Genomic DNA, 13,501 nt, shown 5'->3' on the forward strand with positions numbered 1-13,501 from the left:
AGCCACTTAGGCTCATTGCCAAATAAAATAAAGTCGGTAACGTCTTGTTTTCATCTGCTAATAACACCAAGTGAGCTTAATTAATGAGCAATATCCATTCAACTTCCCTTTCTTACACCGTGGGCAATGATACTTTCGACGGTATTTTAATTTACAACGCAGATATTAACGCGCCGCAACCCGGTATCGTGATTGCGCCAAACTGGATGGGTGCCACGGAAGATGCCGCAGAACAAGCTAAAGCTATCGCGGCAAAGGGTTATGTGGTGCTGGTTGCCGATCTCTATGGGCAGGGCAAGCGCCCAACCAGCGGTGATGAAGCCGGCGCAATGATGATGGAAGTGAAAGATAAACCGGCAGAAGTCACCCGTATGCAGGCCGCTTTAACTGCCCTACGTACGCAGCGCAGCGCGCCAGTGCAGACAGACAAGGTTGCCGCGATTGGTTTCTGCTTCGGTGGGCATTGCGCCTTGGAACTCGCTCGCAGCGGCGCAGACATTAAAGCGGCTGTGTCATTCCATGGCACACTGGACACTCAAGGTGCTTACAATGGCAACACCATTAACGCCTCCCTGCTGGTACTGGACGGCGCGGCCGATCCGTTGGTGCCGCGCGAACAGCTGGCCGCGTTCGCCAGTGAAATGAACAGTAAAAGCGTGGATTGGCAGTTGGTGAGTTTTGCCGGTGCCGTGCATTCGTTCACTGACCCGAAAGCGAATAACACGGGTGTGGCGCAATATCACCCGGAAGTGACGCAGCGTGCCTTTAAGCGCATGTATCAGCTGCTGGATGAAGTGTTCTAACCCTTCGCTTTCTCCAACCAGCGGCACATTAAAAATGAGCCGCTGGTGCAGAGAATGACAGGCACCAGATAGCTGTGATCCATCCCCGTAAACTCCAGCAGCAATGCCACAGCGGTCAACGGCATTTGCATTGACGCTGCCAAAAAAGCGGTTCCTCCAATCAGGGCGAAACTCCCGCTATTGCCCCCTGGAACCAGATGCTGCCAGACGGCACAAAGTATCAGGCTGAACAGTGCGCCAATCGTTAATCCCGGCGTTAGTAATCCGCCCTCTGCGCCGCTGCGCAGCACCGCCAAAATGACCAGCATCTTGAGAATGAGTAGGCTAATGAACAATGCCATGGGCATTGCGCCGTCCAACGCCAGTTGCATCGGGCCTTTGCCATTACCGGGGAGTTGCGGGAAGATCACACTCAGTCCGCCGAGTAGAGCAAATGACAACAGGCAAAACAGCGGCATCTGCAGTGAGGTTTTTACTTTGCTTCGCGCCCGCTGCGTGAGCTTGCGAAACAGCATGGCGGCGGCCCCAAGGATAGGCCCACAAAGGATCGCCCAGGCAATGATAGATGCCGGTGCCGCGCCAACTAAAAAGTGATATTGCACTTCATTGCCGAGTCCCAAAGTGGCAACCCCCGAAGCAATGGCTGAGGTGATTAACGCCGCGACGGCGCACTCCCAGCGAAAGGTTACCAGCAGCACCTCAAGCGTAAAAAGCGCCCCCGCCAGCGGCACGTTATAGACCGCCGCGAGTCCGGCCCCAGCACCGCAGGCAATCAACACTTTGCGTGCATCGGCATCGAGGCCTAATCCGTTGGCAATCAGCCCGGCACCTAACGCACCCGCTTCACGCGGTGCCACCTCGCGACCGAGTGGAGAGCCGAGCGCCACGGTAATAATTTGCAGTAGTGCATGAATGGCTGTCGTGAAAAGTGGCATTGGCTTGTTGGGATGGTTGACGGTTTGACTGATTGAGACGCGTTGACTGCCGTAGCGCCCCAGTAACCACCACCCCCAACCCGCGACAAGGCCACCGCACACAATGGCGGAGAATCGACGCCAATCTGTGGCCGCAGTGACGCCTGATAAAAATGACTCATTGCTGATCACCGCATCCAGGCTGTAACCAAAGGCTATGTGCTGGATAAAATGGAGCAGCAATGCCAACAACATGCCGCAAATTCCCGCTACGATACCGGTAAATATTAGGGCCAGTGCCCAGCGTAATGGCTGAGTGACTGATAAATCCTTGTTCATCCCGCTTGTTCCTTATGAGCTTCATCTGAAAAGCATAAGACATAACGGTAATACCTGGCGTATACACATCTGTTCAACACAAAACGAGTGATACTGAAACTTCAGATCCGGCATTAAATTGATAGATCTACGCATTTACCCCGCGGTCCTTCTGCGTTATATACACTTCTGACCCATGTAACCCTCAGTTTAGGATGCAGAAATGTTCGTTAAACACTATGACGTTGATGAAAACCATATTGATTTCCAGGGCGTGGTAGATGGCCTTTATTATCCGTTCTATATGGAATGGACCCGCCATGCATTTATGCGTGAAGCGCTCGGGATAGATATTGAAGAAGAATTCAAACAGGGCAAACTGTACATGGTTCTTGAATACTCTTTGCGCTTTCGTAAATCTTTGGTGAAAGGTGACAATGTCGAAGTGACATGCGCGCTTGAAAAAAATGAAAAACGTAACCGGGTGAATTTCGTCCAACAGATAAAGGTCAATGACGTGGTTTACGCCGATGCAACTTTTGTCGCCACCTGTTTCAGTAATGGACGCCCTTCTATGCCAGAAGCGGTGTTAAATGCCTTGGCACCCTAATGAATAAAGGGGAACTATCCCTAATGCTTGTCAGTTAAGGGGCTCTTCAGATGAGGCTGTCATTTTCTTAAAATGGCGGCCTTTTTTATTATGCGTGGGTGGGCATGTTGGTGCGGGCCACAGCACCGCTGCTGCTGCCGGGCCGTCCTCGCGCCGCTTCGCGGTGCCCTCGGCTACAACGTCGTGCCGGCCGGAACGTTCGGGTACGGCCGTCCTGGCCTACCCGAACTGCCTGTCGCATCCCTGCGACTGGCTCCTGGCACAACGTCTCCGCCTCAGCGCTGCGAATAGCCCTTGCAGCATCAGAGGTGCTGTGGCCTCAAACATTGTGCCCTTTGTAGCAGTAAAAACGCTATTGCCTGAGGCAGCGAGCCCTTTCAAACAGCGTACACGGATGTCAGCAAGCAGGCTGGTGCCGCTCTGGGGCTGGCATTTCGCAGCGCTGAACGGAATGAGGAAGCCAGGAGAGCCAGGAGAGCCAGCATGGATGCTGGCGAAAGGTGCAGCCGGGACAGGGAAAGTCCCGTCTGCGCCGGTCCGTCAGGCTGACGAGTGAAGTGAAGGTACCGCGTCAGCGGCGCGAGGACCGCCAGCCCCAGAGCGGCACCAGACTGCATTATCACCTGTACCGCCAGCCCCAGAGCAGCACCAGACTGCGTTATCACCTAATCCTTAACTGACAGGCATTACGAACTATCCCCCTTTAATACCACTTGTCACTCAAGCATAACGTTCAGCTTTGCCTGCTGAAGAGAACACATTTTATGGGCGAATACCGCGTTAACCGCTGCTTATTCACCCCTGCCACTCACGCACCAGGGTCTTGATCAGTGCCCCTGCTGGCATCTCGCGTGCCAGCGCCGCCCCTTGACCTGCCCACTGTGCACCAAAGCCGTGTTCATCTTTAGCAGCGGCCGCCGCCGCCAGCGCTTTGCCCAGCGAATAGGTTAACGGATAGTCGGGGATATCTTCTGCCAGAAATTCACCGCTAAAGGTGCAGAATGCATTGCGTAGGCAGCGCGCCTGACGACCAGAAATTGCCGCGGTGATCATGGTGACAGATTTGTGAGCCTGCCGAAGCGCGTCTTTGTAGGCTGGATTGGCTGCAGACTCTGGACATAACACAAATGCCGTACCCAATTGCACCCCAGCTGCGCCTAACTGCAGCATAGCAGCGATGCCTGCCCCATCCATGATGCCTCCCGCAGCGATCACCGGATGAGAGGTTTGCTGGCGGATCGCCTGCACCAGCGTAAAAGTCGACAACTGGTGATCAAACGCATTGGGGTCGAAGTGCCCGCGATGACCGCCCGCCTCAATACCTTGTGCGATGATGAAATCAATGTCGCTGCGCACAATCGCCAGCGCTTCATTAACATTGGTCGCCGTGGCCAGTGTGACAATACCGAGTCGCTTGATTCGTTGAATCGTCTGCGGATCAGGAATACCAAAATGAAAACTCACCGCTGCCGGTTTCGCCTGCTCAATGACGTCTAGCATCGGTTGATTAGCGTGGAAGGTATGATAAATCTCCTGCAAGCCAGCGGGCAGTTCCGCATCATAGCGCGCAAACAGCTCACGGAAACGCGCAATCCACGCCTGCTCCTTTTCGGCATTTCGTTGCACGGGCGCATGGCAAAACACGTTGACGTTAAATGGCCCTCGGGTGAGCGATTGCGTTTTGGCGATCACCGCCGCCGCCTGTTCCGGCGTTGACGCGCCAATGCTAATTGATCCCAGCGCCCCCGCTTCAGTGACGGCGGCTGCCATTTCAGGCGTCGATACGCCCGCCATCGGCGCCTGAATAAGGGGATATTGCAGATTAAGTGCCTGGCAGAGAACGTGAGTCATGAGGTTATTCCGTTGATGTGATCGCTGTCGTTGCCTTAAAATCTCTTTCTCTGAAAGATAAATCAATCACATTCCCTAAAAGAGAATGAATCATGAACCATACTTCACTGGAAATCTTCAGCGTGGTGGCAGAAGAACTGAGCGTGGTGAAAGCAGCACAACGTCTTGGGCGTGTACAATCGAATATCACCACGCGTATACAGCAACTGGAAGAAGAGCTGGATGCCGAGCTGTTTATCCGGGATAGCAAGCGTCTGAAGTTATCACCTCAGGGCAAACTGTTCCTCAGCTATACCAAAAAATTATTGAGTCTGGGTGAAGAGGCGCGGCAGAGCCTGCATCCACACACGCCGAATGGCGATCTGGCATTGGGATCCATGGAGTGCGCCGCCGCGAGCCGTTTGACAAAACCTTTGGCCGAATTCAGCCAAACCTGTCCTGAAGTACGCCTGCTTTTCTCGACCCAACCAACAGGCCAACTCATCGAACGCGTACAGCAATCAGAACTCGACTGTGCGCTGGTGGCGCTGCCAGTCGATGACGCGGGTGAACCCCTCTGCCCCGACGATCTTCGTTATCAGCCGCTTTATGATGAACAACTGCTGCTGGTATTACCGACCACAATGAGCCATATCCGCCAGTTGAGCGACATCGACGAGGGTAAGTTAGCGGCCTTTGCCGTTGGCTGCACTTACCGTCAGTTAGCAATGCAGATGCTTCAGAACATGGGTGCGAGTGGCAGACGTATTCAGGTGCAGGATGTCAGCTCTTATCACGCCATGTTGGCCTGCGTGGCAGCGGGAACTTATATGTGCATGCTGCCCGAAAGCGTGCTGCAACTGCTACAACTGCCTGCTGGTTTAACTTTGCTGCCTGCCGGACATGCGGTGACGCAGCTGATTTGGCGTAAGGATTACCGTTCACCCGCTCTGGATCATCTGCGTCGATTACTCGCTAGCGAGGCGAATGTCAGCGCTTAGCCACTAATCCGGCCGCGAGCATCAATGCGGTGCTTGCCGTCCAGAGTGAAGGGTTGAACGATCCGCTAAATGCGTAGAGTTCTCCCGCCACCAAGGGACCGGCAATTTGGCCGATCCCATACAGCGCAGTCATTGCAGCAATCATGTTAAAACTGACCGCGGCAGCGAGACGTCGAGCCTCAGGCAGCGCCACGGTGACGGTGCCCATAAACGTAAAACCGACTAACAGCGCACTGGCCAGACAGAAAGGTAAGGCGTGACTGAATGCTGGCAGAATTACGCCCACCGCCTGCAATATCAGGTTTAGCAACAACGTGAAGCGGTAGCCACGTGCAACGACTAATCGATGCCAGAAGAAACAGGACGGTGCGGCTGCAAGCCCAAATACCGCCCAGATTTGCACCGGGTCAATCCCGGTTAGCGATCCGGTTAAAAACAACGGTAAATAAGTTGCTGTGATGATGTAGCCAAAACCGGCCAATCCGTAAATCAGCAGCAATTTCCACGCCTCTGTCGCTGTTACTGTTTGTGAACAAGTGGATGTTTGGGCCTTAAACGGATAGTCCACCAACGTATCTGGGGGACTGTTAAGCAGGCGGAAAAACACTAAAAACATCACGGCGGCACTGCCCGCACACAGCAGCCAAATAGTTGCACTGGGCAGTGCAAGTGATTTGCCTACCGCGACCATCTCTGCTGAGAGAAAAACGCCTATACCTACACCCGAAAACAGCATTGGTGCTCCTTGCGTGTGTTGCATATGTTGCAACAGCCATAGTGAGGCCGCAATCAGTGTCACAGCACTGAAAAGCCCTGCCAGACCGCGCAGCACAATAATGGCCAGCGGAGATCGCAGCCATGCGAGAGCAACTATTGATAACAGTGTGGCAAGTACGGAAGTAAAACAGAGTCGTCGTGAGTCAACTGGGCGCGCCCGGGATAGCAACAGTGCGCCCAACAGGTAACCGGCATAGTTTGCAGAAGCCGCCCAGTTCCCCTGCTGTAACGTCAGCAGATTCTCTTTCAGCATCACGGGTAGCACGCCGGTGAAAGCAAAACGCCCGTATCCCATGCCAATAATCAGCACCACGCTTCCGGCTATGGAAAGAAGTAGTGCGCGAATATGCGGTGGATGTTTGATTGCTGTGATCATTTAAGCTCCGTTTTTGCCTGTAAATGACGATCACCTTGTCCATAAATCTCATTTCGAGAACATGAATTGATAATGCATCTTTATTCGAGATGTTACAGGCCAACCAACAGATTTGACAAGGGCTGTTATCTGCAGAGAGGGAGGAAATCGGCGTCAGACGACTTTAGGAAGGTACAAACTAAAGAGGATGGCAGATAAAACAGAGAGGGCGAGTTTAGCCCTCTGAAGAATTAATAATGAAATTTACGTTTTTCTAGATGGTGCGCATTAGGTGCGCAGATGAAGTGCCAACAATTTTTTAAAATTCGAACAATCGTTTTTCCAGGCTTGATATATGATGCATCAATAATACCGTTACTTACCGCACAGAATACCACATCAATTTTATCCCCTTTAGCGTTGGCACGATGTCTGCCATAAGCTTTATGAGGAAGCGCCGTGCGTGCTATCAGATTACAGGTTGACCCTTTCATTTAAGCCTCACAGTATATCCGTGAATTCGTAACCTAATAATTGCATTGCATCTAACATTTGGTCAACATCCAGCCAAAGGGCGAATAATACAAAAAGGCAATAATCTATAATGTTTATGCACGAGAGCAACGATATACCTTTCAATATCAATGAGATGGTAAGTTAACAATTCATTCATATCCTTTTCTTATTTTTGTGAAATGGCCCCAGTTATTGATTAATAAAAAGCATCCACCCGGCAAGCTGTATGGGTGGGTGATTATTTTAATGAAAAAACAAAAAGGTGAGATGAGTATTTTATAACTGCAATGAACTTCACCTTTTAATTAACGAAAGGTGAAGCTGTGAATTGATTTAATTAGGCGCAATCAGTCTTTCAACATCACGGCGACGTTTACGATAATCGCTAGGTGTTTCGCCATATTGTTTGCGAAACCACGTAATAAGATGTGAAGCATCAGAAAATCCACAAGATTTCGCCACATTATTGATGCTGACGTTGCTGGCGATCATTAATTTGCGCGCATGTTCCAGACGCATCTTACGCCAATGGACCGCAGCCGTATCTCCCGTGCTGTGCAGGAAAGCTTGATTGAGCTGGCGGAGATTAATCTGCATCGCGCTGGTCAGGGTTTGCAGCGGTTCTGGTGAGGCCAAATGCTGTTGCATGTAGGCGATGGTGCGTTGGACCAGTTCATCATCATAGGTTTTTAACGGATGGGAGACCCGCGACCGCGTTTGTCCTCGCTTACCTTCATCCATCAACAAATACTTTTGTACTTTTTTAGCGCGCAGCTCGCCGCAGTGCTGCAGGATAATATCCATCGCCAAATCACGTGCCGTCCCTACCGGGCTGGAGATCACCCCACCATCGCTAATGTAGGTCTGATCGATAACGGGTGACACATTCGGAAAGCGCTCACGAAATTCATCACGGGTGGTGAAATGAATCGCGCATTTCTTGCCCTCCAGCAAGCCCGCTTGTGCTGCCAAAAAGGTCGCACTGCATAAGGTGATGATAGGGACGCGCCTGGCGTGTAAATCACGCATAGCCTCCAGTAACCAAGCTGGCGCATCACGGGTTTGATCTAATAAACCGCCAGCAAACACCACATAATCCCAGTTACTATGCAGATTGAATTCAGCAGTTGGCACAATGTGCAATCCACAGCTGGAGGTAACGGGTTGGTTATCGCAGCTCATCCATTCCCACTGACAAAAAATCTGCCGACTGAGAAAGGAGATGTCGGCTGCGAAGCGGATGGGTTCAATCAACTCGGACACGCAGTTCAATGTAAAGTGATTGATCAACACCAGGCCGATGCGGATATCAGGACGCAGTGGCGCGTCCTGAACATTTATGTGGGTGGGATAATTATCCATTTGCGCCGCACCTTACCGCGAAAATACCACAGTGCGGTTTTCATACAGAAACACCCGGCGCTCAGCGTAACAAGACACCGCATGTGCCAGGGTTAAGCGTTCAATGTCACGTCCTTTGTCCACCAGATCATCAGCGTAATCCGAATGGCTCACCACTTCGACTTTCTGGCTGATAATCGGCCCTTCGTCGAGATCTTCATTAATGAAGTGCGCAGTGGCGCCAACCAGTTTTACCCCTTTGTCATACGCCTGGTGATAGGGTTTGGCACCTTTAAAGCCTGGCAGTAATGAGTGATGAATATTGATGGCTCGGCCTGCCAGCTTTTGGCACATCTCAGCCGACATGACCTGCATGTAACGTGCCAGCACCACTAGTTCAGCGCCAGTTTCCTGTACCACCTGCCAGATCTGCCGCTCCTGCTCTTCACGTGTCGCAGCGGTCACCGGGAAATAGTGATAGGGCAAACCGTGCCAGGCGACGATGGGCTCCAGCAACGGGTGGTTGGAAATCACCGCTTTAATGTCGATCGCCAGTTTTCCCGCGCGATGACGATAGAGCAAGTCATTCAGGCAATGGTCGGTTTTCGACACCATAATCACCACCGGCACTTTATAATCCGGTTCCGTCAGCTCATAGGACATGGCGAAATCGGCGGCACGCAGGCTAAATTCATCGCGAAAGGCGACCGGATCAAAGCTCTCCGTCTGCGGCTCAAACACCGTGCGGATAAAGAAACGTTTGGCACACTTGTCATCAAAGCTGTGCTGTTCATTGATATAGCAGCTCTGCTCTTTGAGAAAACGTGTGACCACATCAACACTGCCCAGCTTGCTGGGGCACTGTGCGGTCAAAATCCAGTTTGCGTGATGACGACTCATGGTAAAACCCTCGAGATATCTGAATAAGCGGTCGCCATGAATGAAGAGCAACCCTACGACGATTTTCATAGGGTGCGCATTGAAGCGCACCTGGAATAAACTTCAGCTCAGCATGTCAATGTCATACTCAGCCCCGGCATCCAGCAACCAGCGGTAGCTGTAATCGGCAAAGCTACGGCGTACCACTAACTCCCAACGATCTTCACTGGGACGACGTAAAATCACCGATGCTTTGGCGAAGCAGGTCATCACCCCTTTTCCCGCCGGGAAATTGTGTGGATGAACGTTATACACCACCGATTTTTTCAGCAGTTCAACGGCGTGTTTCCCACTCAGTTCGAGCAGCGTTTGTCCGCCGCTGACGTTAACAATGGCGTAATGTGCGTCACCCAGTGCAGCACGCAGACGCTGTTCCACGGCAAACTCTTCACCTGGTGGCACAATCAGTAGCCACTCATCGGGAGATAGCCACTGTGCGCTGTAATCGCCCTGTTGCGTCAACGTGAGCGGCTGGGCTGGCAGCGAAAGTTGCAGCTCCTCGCGCAGTGCTTTATCGAGTTCGATGGCGGCTCCACGTAGCGTAAGATGGCCAAGCAGAGGCCGCTCACGCAGGGTGATGTTCGGTTTACCTGTCGCCGCAGGCACGCCAGTTTGCTGATAGCTCCACATCAGTGGCGATTCGGCGGCCACCGTAGCGGAAGGATGTGCATCGAATTGATTACAGGTTGTGGTCTCAGACATTCTGGCGCTCTCCTTTAGGATCGACGAAGATCGAGCTGACAATTTCGGCTTCGGTGAACTTGCCATCTGAACTGGCAAGCCACACGCTTTCGCCCATGCGATGGTGCCCACGCGTCACCACCGCCAGCGCAAAACCACTGTCGAGCGTTGGGCTGTAATAGCTTGACGTGACATGGCCGTACATGGGGATGGGCACGGCATGATGCGGATCGAATACCACCTGCGCCCCCTCTTCCAGCACCACTGTTGGATCCTTCGGCAGCAGACCCACCAGCTGCTTTCGATCTTCGCGCAGCACATCAGATCGACTGTGGGATCGTTTACCGATCCACGAGAACGGTTTGTCGTTGCCCACGCACCACTCCATGCCAAGGTCATGCGGCGTCATCGAGCCATCGGTATCCTGGCCGCCAATAATGAAGCCCTTCTCGGCACGCAGCACATGCATGGTTTCGGTGCCATAAGGTGTGAGATTGTATTTTGCGCCGTGTTCAAACAGGACCCGCCAGACATGCAGCGCATAGTTGGCTTGCACGTTAATTTCGTAAGCTAACTCACCGGTAAAGGAGATACGGAAAACGCGCGCGGGAACATCCGCGACCTTGCCCTCACGCCAGTCCATAAACTTAAAGCTATCGCGAGCCAGGTCGATATCGCAAAACTCTGCCAGCAACTCGCGGGCTTTTGGACCCGTCAGCGTGATAGTGGCCCAGTGATCGGTCACGGAGGTGAAGTAGACTTGCAGTTCTGGCCATTCTGTTTGATGCCACAGTTCCAGCCACTCCAGCACGGTTGCCGCGTTGCCGGTGCTGGTGGTCATCAGGAAATGATTCTGGCCCAGACAGCTGGTGGTGCCATCGTCAAACACCATGCCATCATCACGGCACATCAAGCCGTAACGCACACGACCTACTGGCAGTTTTGCCCATTTGTTGGTGTAGACTCGTTCCAGAAACTCACGCGCATCCGGGCCTTGAATGTCGATTTTGCCCAGAGTTGAAGCATCCAGCACGCCAACACTTTCACGGACTGCTCGGCACTCACGGACCACAGCCTGATGCATCGTTTCCAGTTGCCCTTTAACGCGCTGCGGGAAATACCACGGGCGTTTCCATTGCCCAACATCTTCAAACATCGCGCCATGCTCAACGTGCCACTGGTGCAGCGCGGTATAGCGTTCTGGCTGGAACAGTTCGTTGCAGTGACGCCCCGTGATGGCACCAAAAGTGACCGGCGTGTAGTTAGGTCGGAATACCGTGGTACCCACGTCTGGAATGGTGCGTTTCAGCACGCGTGCGGCGATCGCCAGTCCGTTGATGTTGCCGAGTTTGCCTTGATCGGTGCCGAAGCCCATGACAGTGTAACGTTTGATATGTTCAATCGATTCAAAGCCTTCACGCGTTGCCAGTTCAATTGACGCCGACGTCACATCATTTTGTAAATCAACAAACTGCTTAGGCGCACGCATTGTGCTTTTGAGGTGCGGCACCTGATACAACGCTATTGCCGAACCATCGCGCCGCGCGCGCGATTGTGGCAGTGCAAAAGTCTGGGACGAAGCCCCCATTTCCACTGCAGCACGATTGCCAGCCTCGAAGCCACTGCGTAACACCTCAGGCAAACTGTAAATGCCCTGCGCGCCGCCAACCGCTATCATTCCTTTCACTTGTGCCGGTACAAAGCCAAGAATCTCGTCGTGCCATTGTGGACGACCGCCACAGTGTGATGAAAGATGGAGCACCGGGCTGAAGCCGCCGGAGCTGGCTACGGTATCGCAGGCAAAGCGACTGGCGCTGCCCACTACCCTAAAGTCTTCCACATTGATGCGCGCGATTTCGACGCTACGTACACGCGTACTGCCCTGTGCTTCCATCACAGCGCTGCCGGTAATAATGCGGATCCCTTTGAGTTTTGCCTGCTTAACCAACTCACCTTCTGGTGCAGAGCGCGCATCAGCAATCGCCACCACTTCACGCCCACTTTCCAGCCAGTCAAGCGCGGCACGATAGCCGTCATCGTTACTGGTAGACACCACCAGTTTGTTGCCCGGCACCACGCCGTAACGATGGATATAGGTTGAGACGGCACTGGCGAGATAATTACCCGGAATATCGTTGCCGCTGTAGACCAACGGACGCTCATGCGCGCCTGTTGCTAACACCACCCGGCCAGCACGCACGCGATGCATACGCTGACGCGCCTGCTTATGACCGTTTTTCTGCGGTGCAGTAATCGAAAGGTGATCGGTACGGCGTTCAATCAGCGTAATGAAGTTATGGTCGTGATAGCCATTGGCGGTGGTTTTGGCCAACAGCTGCACGTTCGGCAGGGTTTGCAGCTCATTGAGCACTTTACTCACCCACAGCGCCGCCGCTTTTTCATCGATGATTTCACGGCTATCCAGCAGGCTACCCCCCATCTCTTCTTGCTCATCCACCACTATCACGCTGACGCCGCTGCGACCTGCGGTTAACGCTGCGGCCAGGCCTGCTGCACCCGCGCCAATCACCAGCACATCGCAATGTTGATTGAAATGATCGTAAATATCCGGATCGGCCAGGGTTGGGCTGCGGCCTAAACCTGCCCCTTTACGAATGTATTTTTCGTAGGTTTTCCACATTGATGCCGGTTGCTTGAAGGTTTTGTAGTAAAAACCTGGTGGCATAAAACGGCCGCCGATTTTACCCACAACGCCCATTAAATCGCGGTCGACATTCGGCCAACCGTTGGTGCTGGCGGCGACCAGTCCCTGATAGAGCGCTTGTTGAGTCGCACGCACATTCGGGATCTGCTCTTGCTCAGCGCTGCCAAGTTGTACCACTGCATTCGGCTCTTCCGCGCCTGCAGCCACAATGCCGCGCGGACGGGAATACTTGAAGCTGCGGTTCACCACATCAATGCCGTTGGCAATCAATGCGGAAGCCAGCGTATCGCCTGCGAAACCTTCCAGTGTTTTGCCGTTAAACGTGAAGTTGATTTTGCGCGTGCGATCGATGCGTCCGCCGCTGGTGAGACGATTAACCTGGCTCATGACGCGCCCCCAAGTTTAATTTTCACACTCTCATTTGCGGCATCCTGGCGCAGAGGCAACGACACCACATCGGCTTGCGCCCGCTTCGCCGGTTGCTCGCCAATTTTGTAGGTTTCCAGAATTTCGTAGGTCACCGTGTTTCGCGTGATGTTGAAAAACTTGCGGCAGCCAACGGCATGTACCCACAACTCGTGATGCACACCACGCGGGTTATCGCGGAAGAACAGGTAGTCGCCCCACTCTTCATCACTGCAGTTTTCCGGGTTCTTAGGTCGCGCCAAATGCGCTGGACCTTTGGCATGGAACTCTTCTTCTTCACGATGCTCTTGGCACCACGGACAATAAATATGAAACATGTCGTATT

At 53.0% G+C, this 13,501-nt stretch carries 12 protein-coding genes; 3 read left to right on the forward strand and 9 right to left on the reverse strand.

The features are described 5' to 3' along the window. The first annotated feature begins 83 nt into the window (after positions 1 to 83). On the forward strand, positions 84 to 803 hold the full coding sequence (locus F3J38_RS03445; RefSeq protein ID WP_167135091.1) for a dienelactone hydrolase family protein: 720 nt from the start codon (positions 84 to 86) through the stop codon (positions 801 to 803). Here F3J38_RS03445 and F3J38_RS03450 read toward each other — a convergent pair. Next, positions 800 to 2,056 (reverse strand): chloride channel protein, encoded by a 1,257-nt coding sequence (locus tag F3J38_RS03450; RefSeq protein WP_167135093.1) that lies wholly within the window; start codon positions 2,054 to 2,056, stop codon positions 800 to 802. The two genes, F3J38_RS03445 and F3J38_RS03450, sit on opposite strands and share 4 nt — an antisense overlap. 202 nt (positions 2,057 to 2,258) lie before the next feature. Between F3J38_RS03450 and F3J38_RS03455 the strand changes: the two genes are divergently transcribed. Continuing rightward, complete coding sequence (locus F3J38_RS03455) at positions 2,259 to 2,645, forward strand: acyl-CoA thioesterase (protein ID WP_167135095.1); 387 nt, start codon at positions 2,259 to 2,261, stop codon at positions 2,643 to 2,645. Between the two features lie 795 nt (positions 2,646 to 3,440). Here F3J38_RS03455 and F3J38_RS03460 read toward each other — a convergent pair. Beyond that, complete coding sequence (locus F3J38_RS03460) at positions 3,441 to 4,496, reverse strand: NAD(P)H-dependent flavin oxidoreductase (RefSeq protein WP_167135097.1); 1,056 nt, start codon at positions 4,494 to 4,496, stop codon at positions 3,441 to 3,443. A 92-nt stretch (positions 4,497 to 4,588) separates the two neighbouring features. On the opposite strand from F3J38_RS03460, the gene F3J38_RS03465 reads away from it, so the two are divergent. Further along, entirely contained in the window at positions 4,589 to 5,476 is an 888-nt protein-coding gene (locus F3J38_RS03465) for a LysR family transcriptional regulator (RefSeq protein ID WP_167135099.1), read from the forward strand. On the opposite strand, the gene F3J38_RS03470 is transcribed toward F3J38_RS03465, so the two are convergent. The 7 genes from F3J38_RS03470 to F3J38_RS03500 all read right to left on the reverse strand — a co-directional run bounded on the left by F3J38_RS03470 (position 5,466) and on the right by F3J38_RS03500 (position 13,493). Next, on the reverse strand, positions 5,466 to 6,629 hold the full coding sequence (locus F3J38_RS03470) for a YbfB/YjiJ family MFS transporter (protein WP_167135101.1): 1,164 nt from the start codon (positions 6,627 to 6,629) through the stop codon (positions 5,466 to 5,468). The two genes, F3J38_RS03465 and F3J38_RS03470, sit on opposite strands and share 11 nt — an antisense overlap. A gap of 230 nt (positions 6,630 to 6,859) precedes the next feature. Continuing rightward, complete coding sequence (locus F3J38_RS03475) at positions 6,860 to 7,102, reverse strand: hypothetical protein (RefSeq protein ID WP_167135103.1); 243 nt, start codon at positions 7,100 to 7,102, stop codon at positions 6,860 to 6,862. Positions 7,103 to 7,457: 355 nt separating this feature from the next. Beyond that, positions 7,458 to 8,486 carry a GlxA family transcriptional regulator gene (locus F3J38_RS03480; protein WP_167135105.1) on the reverse strand — a complete coding sequence of 343 codons (1,029 nt, stop codon included), beginning with the start codon at positions 8,484 to 8,486 and terminating at the stop codon, positions 7,458 to 7,460. 12 nt (positions 8,487 to 8,498) lie between these two features. Then, positions 8,499 to 9,365, reverse strand: coding sequence for a formyltetrahydrofolate deformylase (gene purU / locus F3J38_RS03485; RefSeq protein ID WP_167135107.1), 867 nt, complete (start codon positions 9,363 to 9,365; stop codon positions 8,499 to 8,501). Between the two features lie 102 nt (positions 9,366 to 9,467). Continuing rightward, positions 9,468 to 10,106, reverse strand: coding sequence for a sarcosine oxidase subunit gamma (locus F3J38_RS03490; RefSeq protein WP_167135109.1), 639 nt, complete (start codon positions 10,104 to 10,106; stop codon positions 9,468 to 9,470). Then, positions 10,099 to 13,137 (reverse strand): sarcosine oxidase subunit alpha family protein, encoded by a 3,039-nt coding sequence (locus tag F3J38_RS03495; protein WP_167135111.1) that lies wholly within the window; start codon positions 13,135 to 13,137, stop codon positions 10,099 to 10,101. The genes F3J38_RS03490 and F3J38_RS03495 overlap by 8 nt, the downstream gene beginning before the upstream one ends. After that, positions 13,134 to 13,493: a sarcosine oxidase subunit delta gene (locus tag F3J38_RS03500; protein ID WP_167135113.1), complete on the reverse strand. Its 360-nt coding sequence runs from the start codon at positions 13,491 to 13,493 to the stop codon at positions 13,134 to 13,136. Before F3J38_RS03500 ends, F3J38_RS03495 begins: the two co-directional genes overlap by 4 nt. Between the last annotated feature and the right edge of the window lie 8 nt (positions 13,494 to 13,501).

Origin of the sequence: Candidatus Pantoea formicae (genome assembly GCF_011752625.1) — a bacterium.
Classification (GTDB): Bacteria; Pseudomonadota; Gammaproteobacteria; order Enterobacterales; family Enterobacteriaceae; genus Pantoea; species Pantoea formicae.

What these genes read in the sequence shown, in the direction of transcription:
- F3J38_RS03445 (WP_167135091.1), top strand. Translation starts at nt 84, where the DNA reads ATGAGCAATATCCATTCAACTTCCCTTTCTTACACCGTGGGCAATGAT.
- F3J38_RS03480 (WP_167135105.1), bottom strand. Translation starts at nt 8,486, where the DNA reads ATGGATAATTATCCCACCCACATAAATGTTCAGGACGCGCCACTGCGT.
- F3J38_RS03490 (WP_167135109.1), bottom strand. Translation starts at nt 10,106, where the DNA reads ATGTCTGAGACCACAACCTGTAATCAATTCGATGCACATCCTTCCGCT.
- F3J38_RS03495 (WP_167135111.1), bottom strand. Translation starts at nt 13,137, where the DNA reads ATGAGCCAGGTTAATCGTCTCACCAGCGGCGGACGCATCGATCGCACG.
- F3J38_RS03465 (WP_167135099.1), top strand. Translation starts at nt 4,589, where the DNA reads ATGAACCATACTTCACTGGAAATCTTCAGCGTGGTGGCAGAAGAACTG.
- F3J38_RS03450 (WP_167135093.1), bottom strand. Translation starts at nt 2,056, where the DNA reads ATGAACAAGGATTTATCAGTCACTCAGCCATTACGCTGGGCACTGGCC.
- F3J38_RS03500 (WP_167135113.1), bottom strand. Translation starts at nt 13,493, where the DNA reads ATGTTTCATATTTATTGTCCGTGGTGCCAAGAGCATCGTGAAGAAGAA.
- F3J38_RS03460 (WP_167135097.1), bottom strand. Translation starts at nt 4,496, where the DNA reads ATGACTCACGTTCTCTGCCAGGCACTTAATCTGCAATATCCCCTTATT.
- F3J38_RS03455 (WP_167135095.1), top strand. Translation starts at nt 2,259, where the DNA reads ATGTTCGTTAAACACTATGACGTTGATGAAAACCATATTGATTTCCAG.
- purU (WP_167135107.1), bottom strand. Translation starts at nt 9,365, where the DNA reads ATGAGTCGTCATCACGCAAACTGGATTTTGACCGCACAGTGCCCCAGC.
- F3J38_RS03470 (WP_167135101.1), bottom strand. Translation starts at nt 6,629, where the DNA reads ATGATCACAGCAATCAAACATCCACCGCATATTCGCGCACTACTTCTT.
- F3J38_RS03475 (WP_167135103.1), bottom strand. Translation starts at nt 7,102, where the DNA reads ATGAAAGGGTCAACCTGTAATCTGATAGCACGCACGGCGCTTCCTCAT.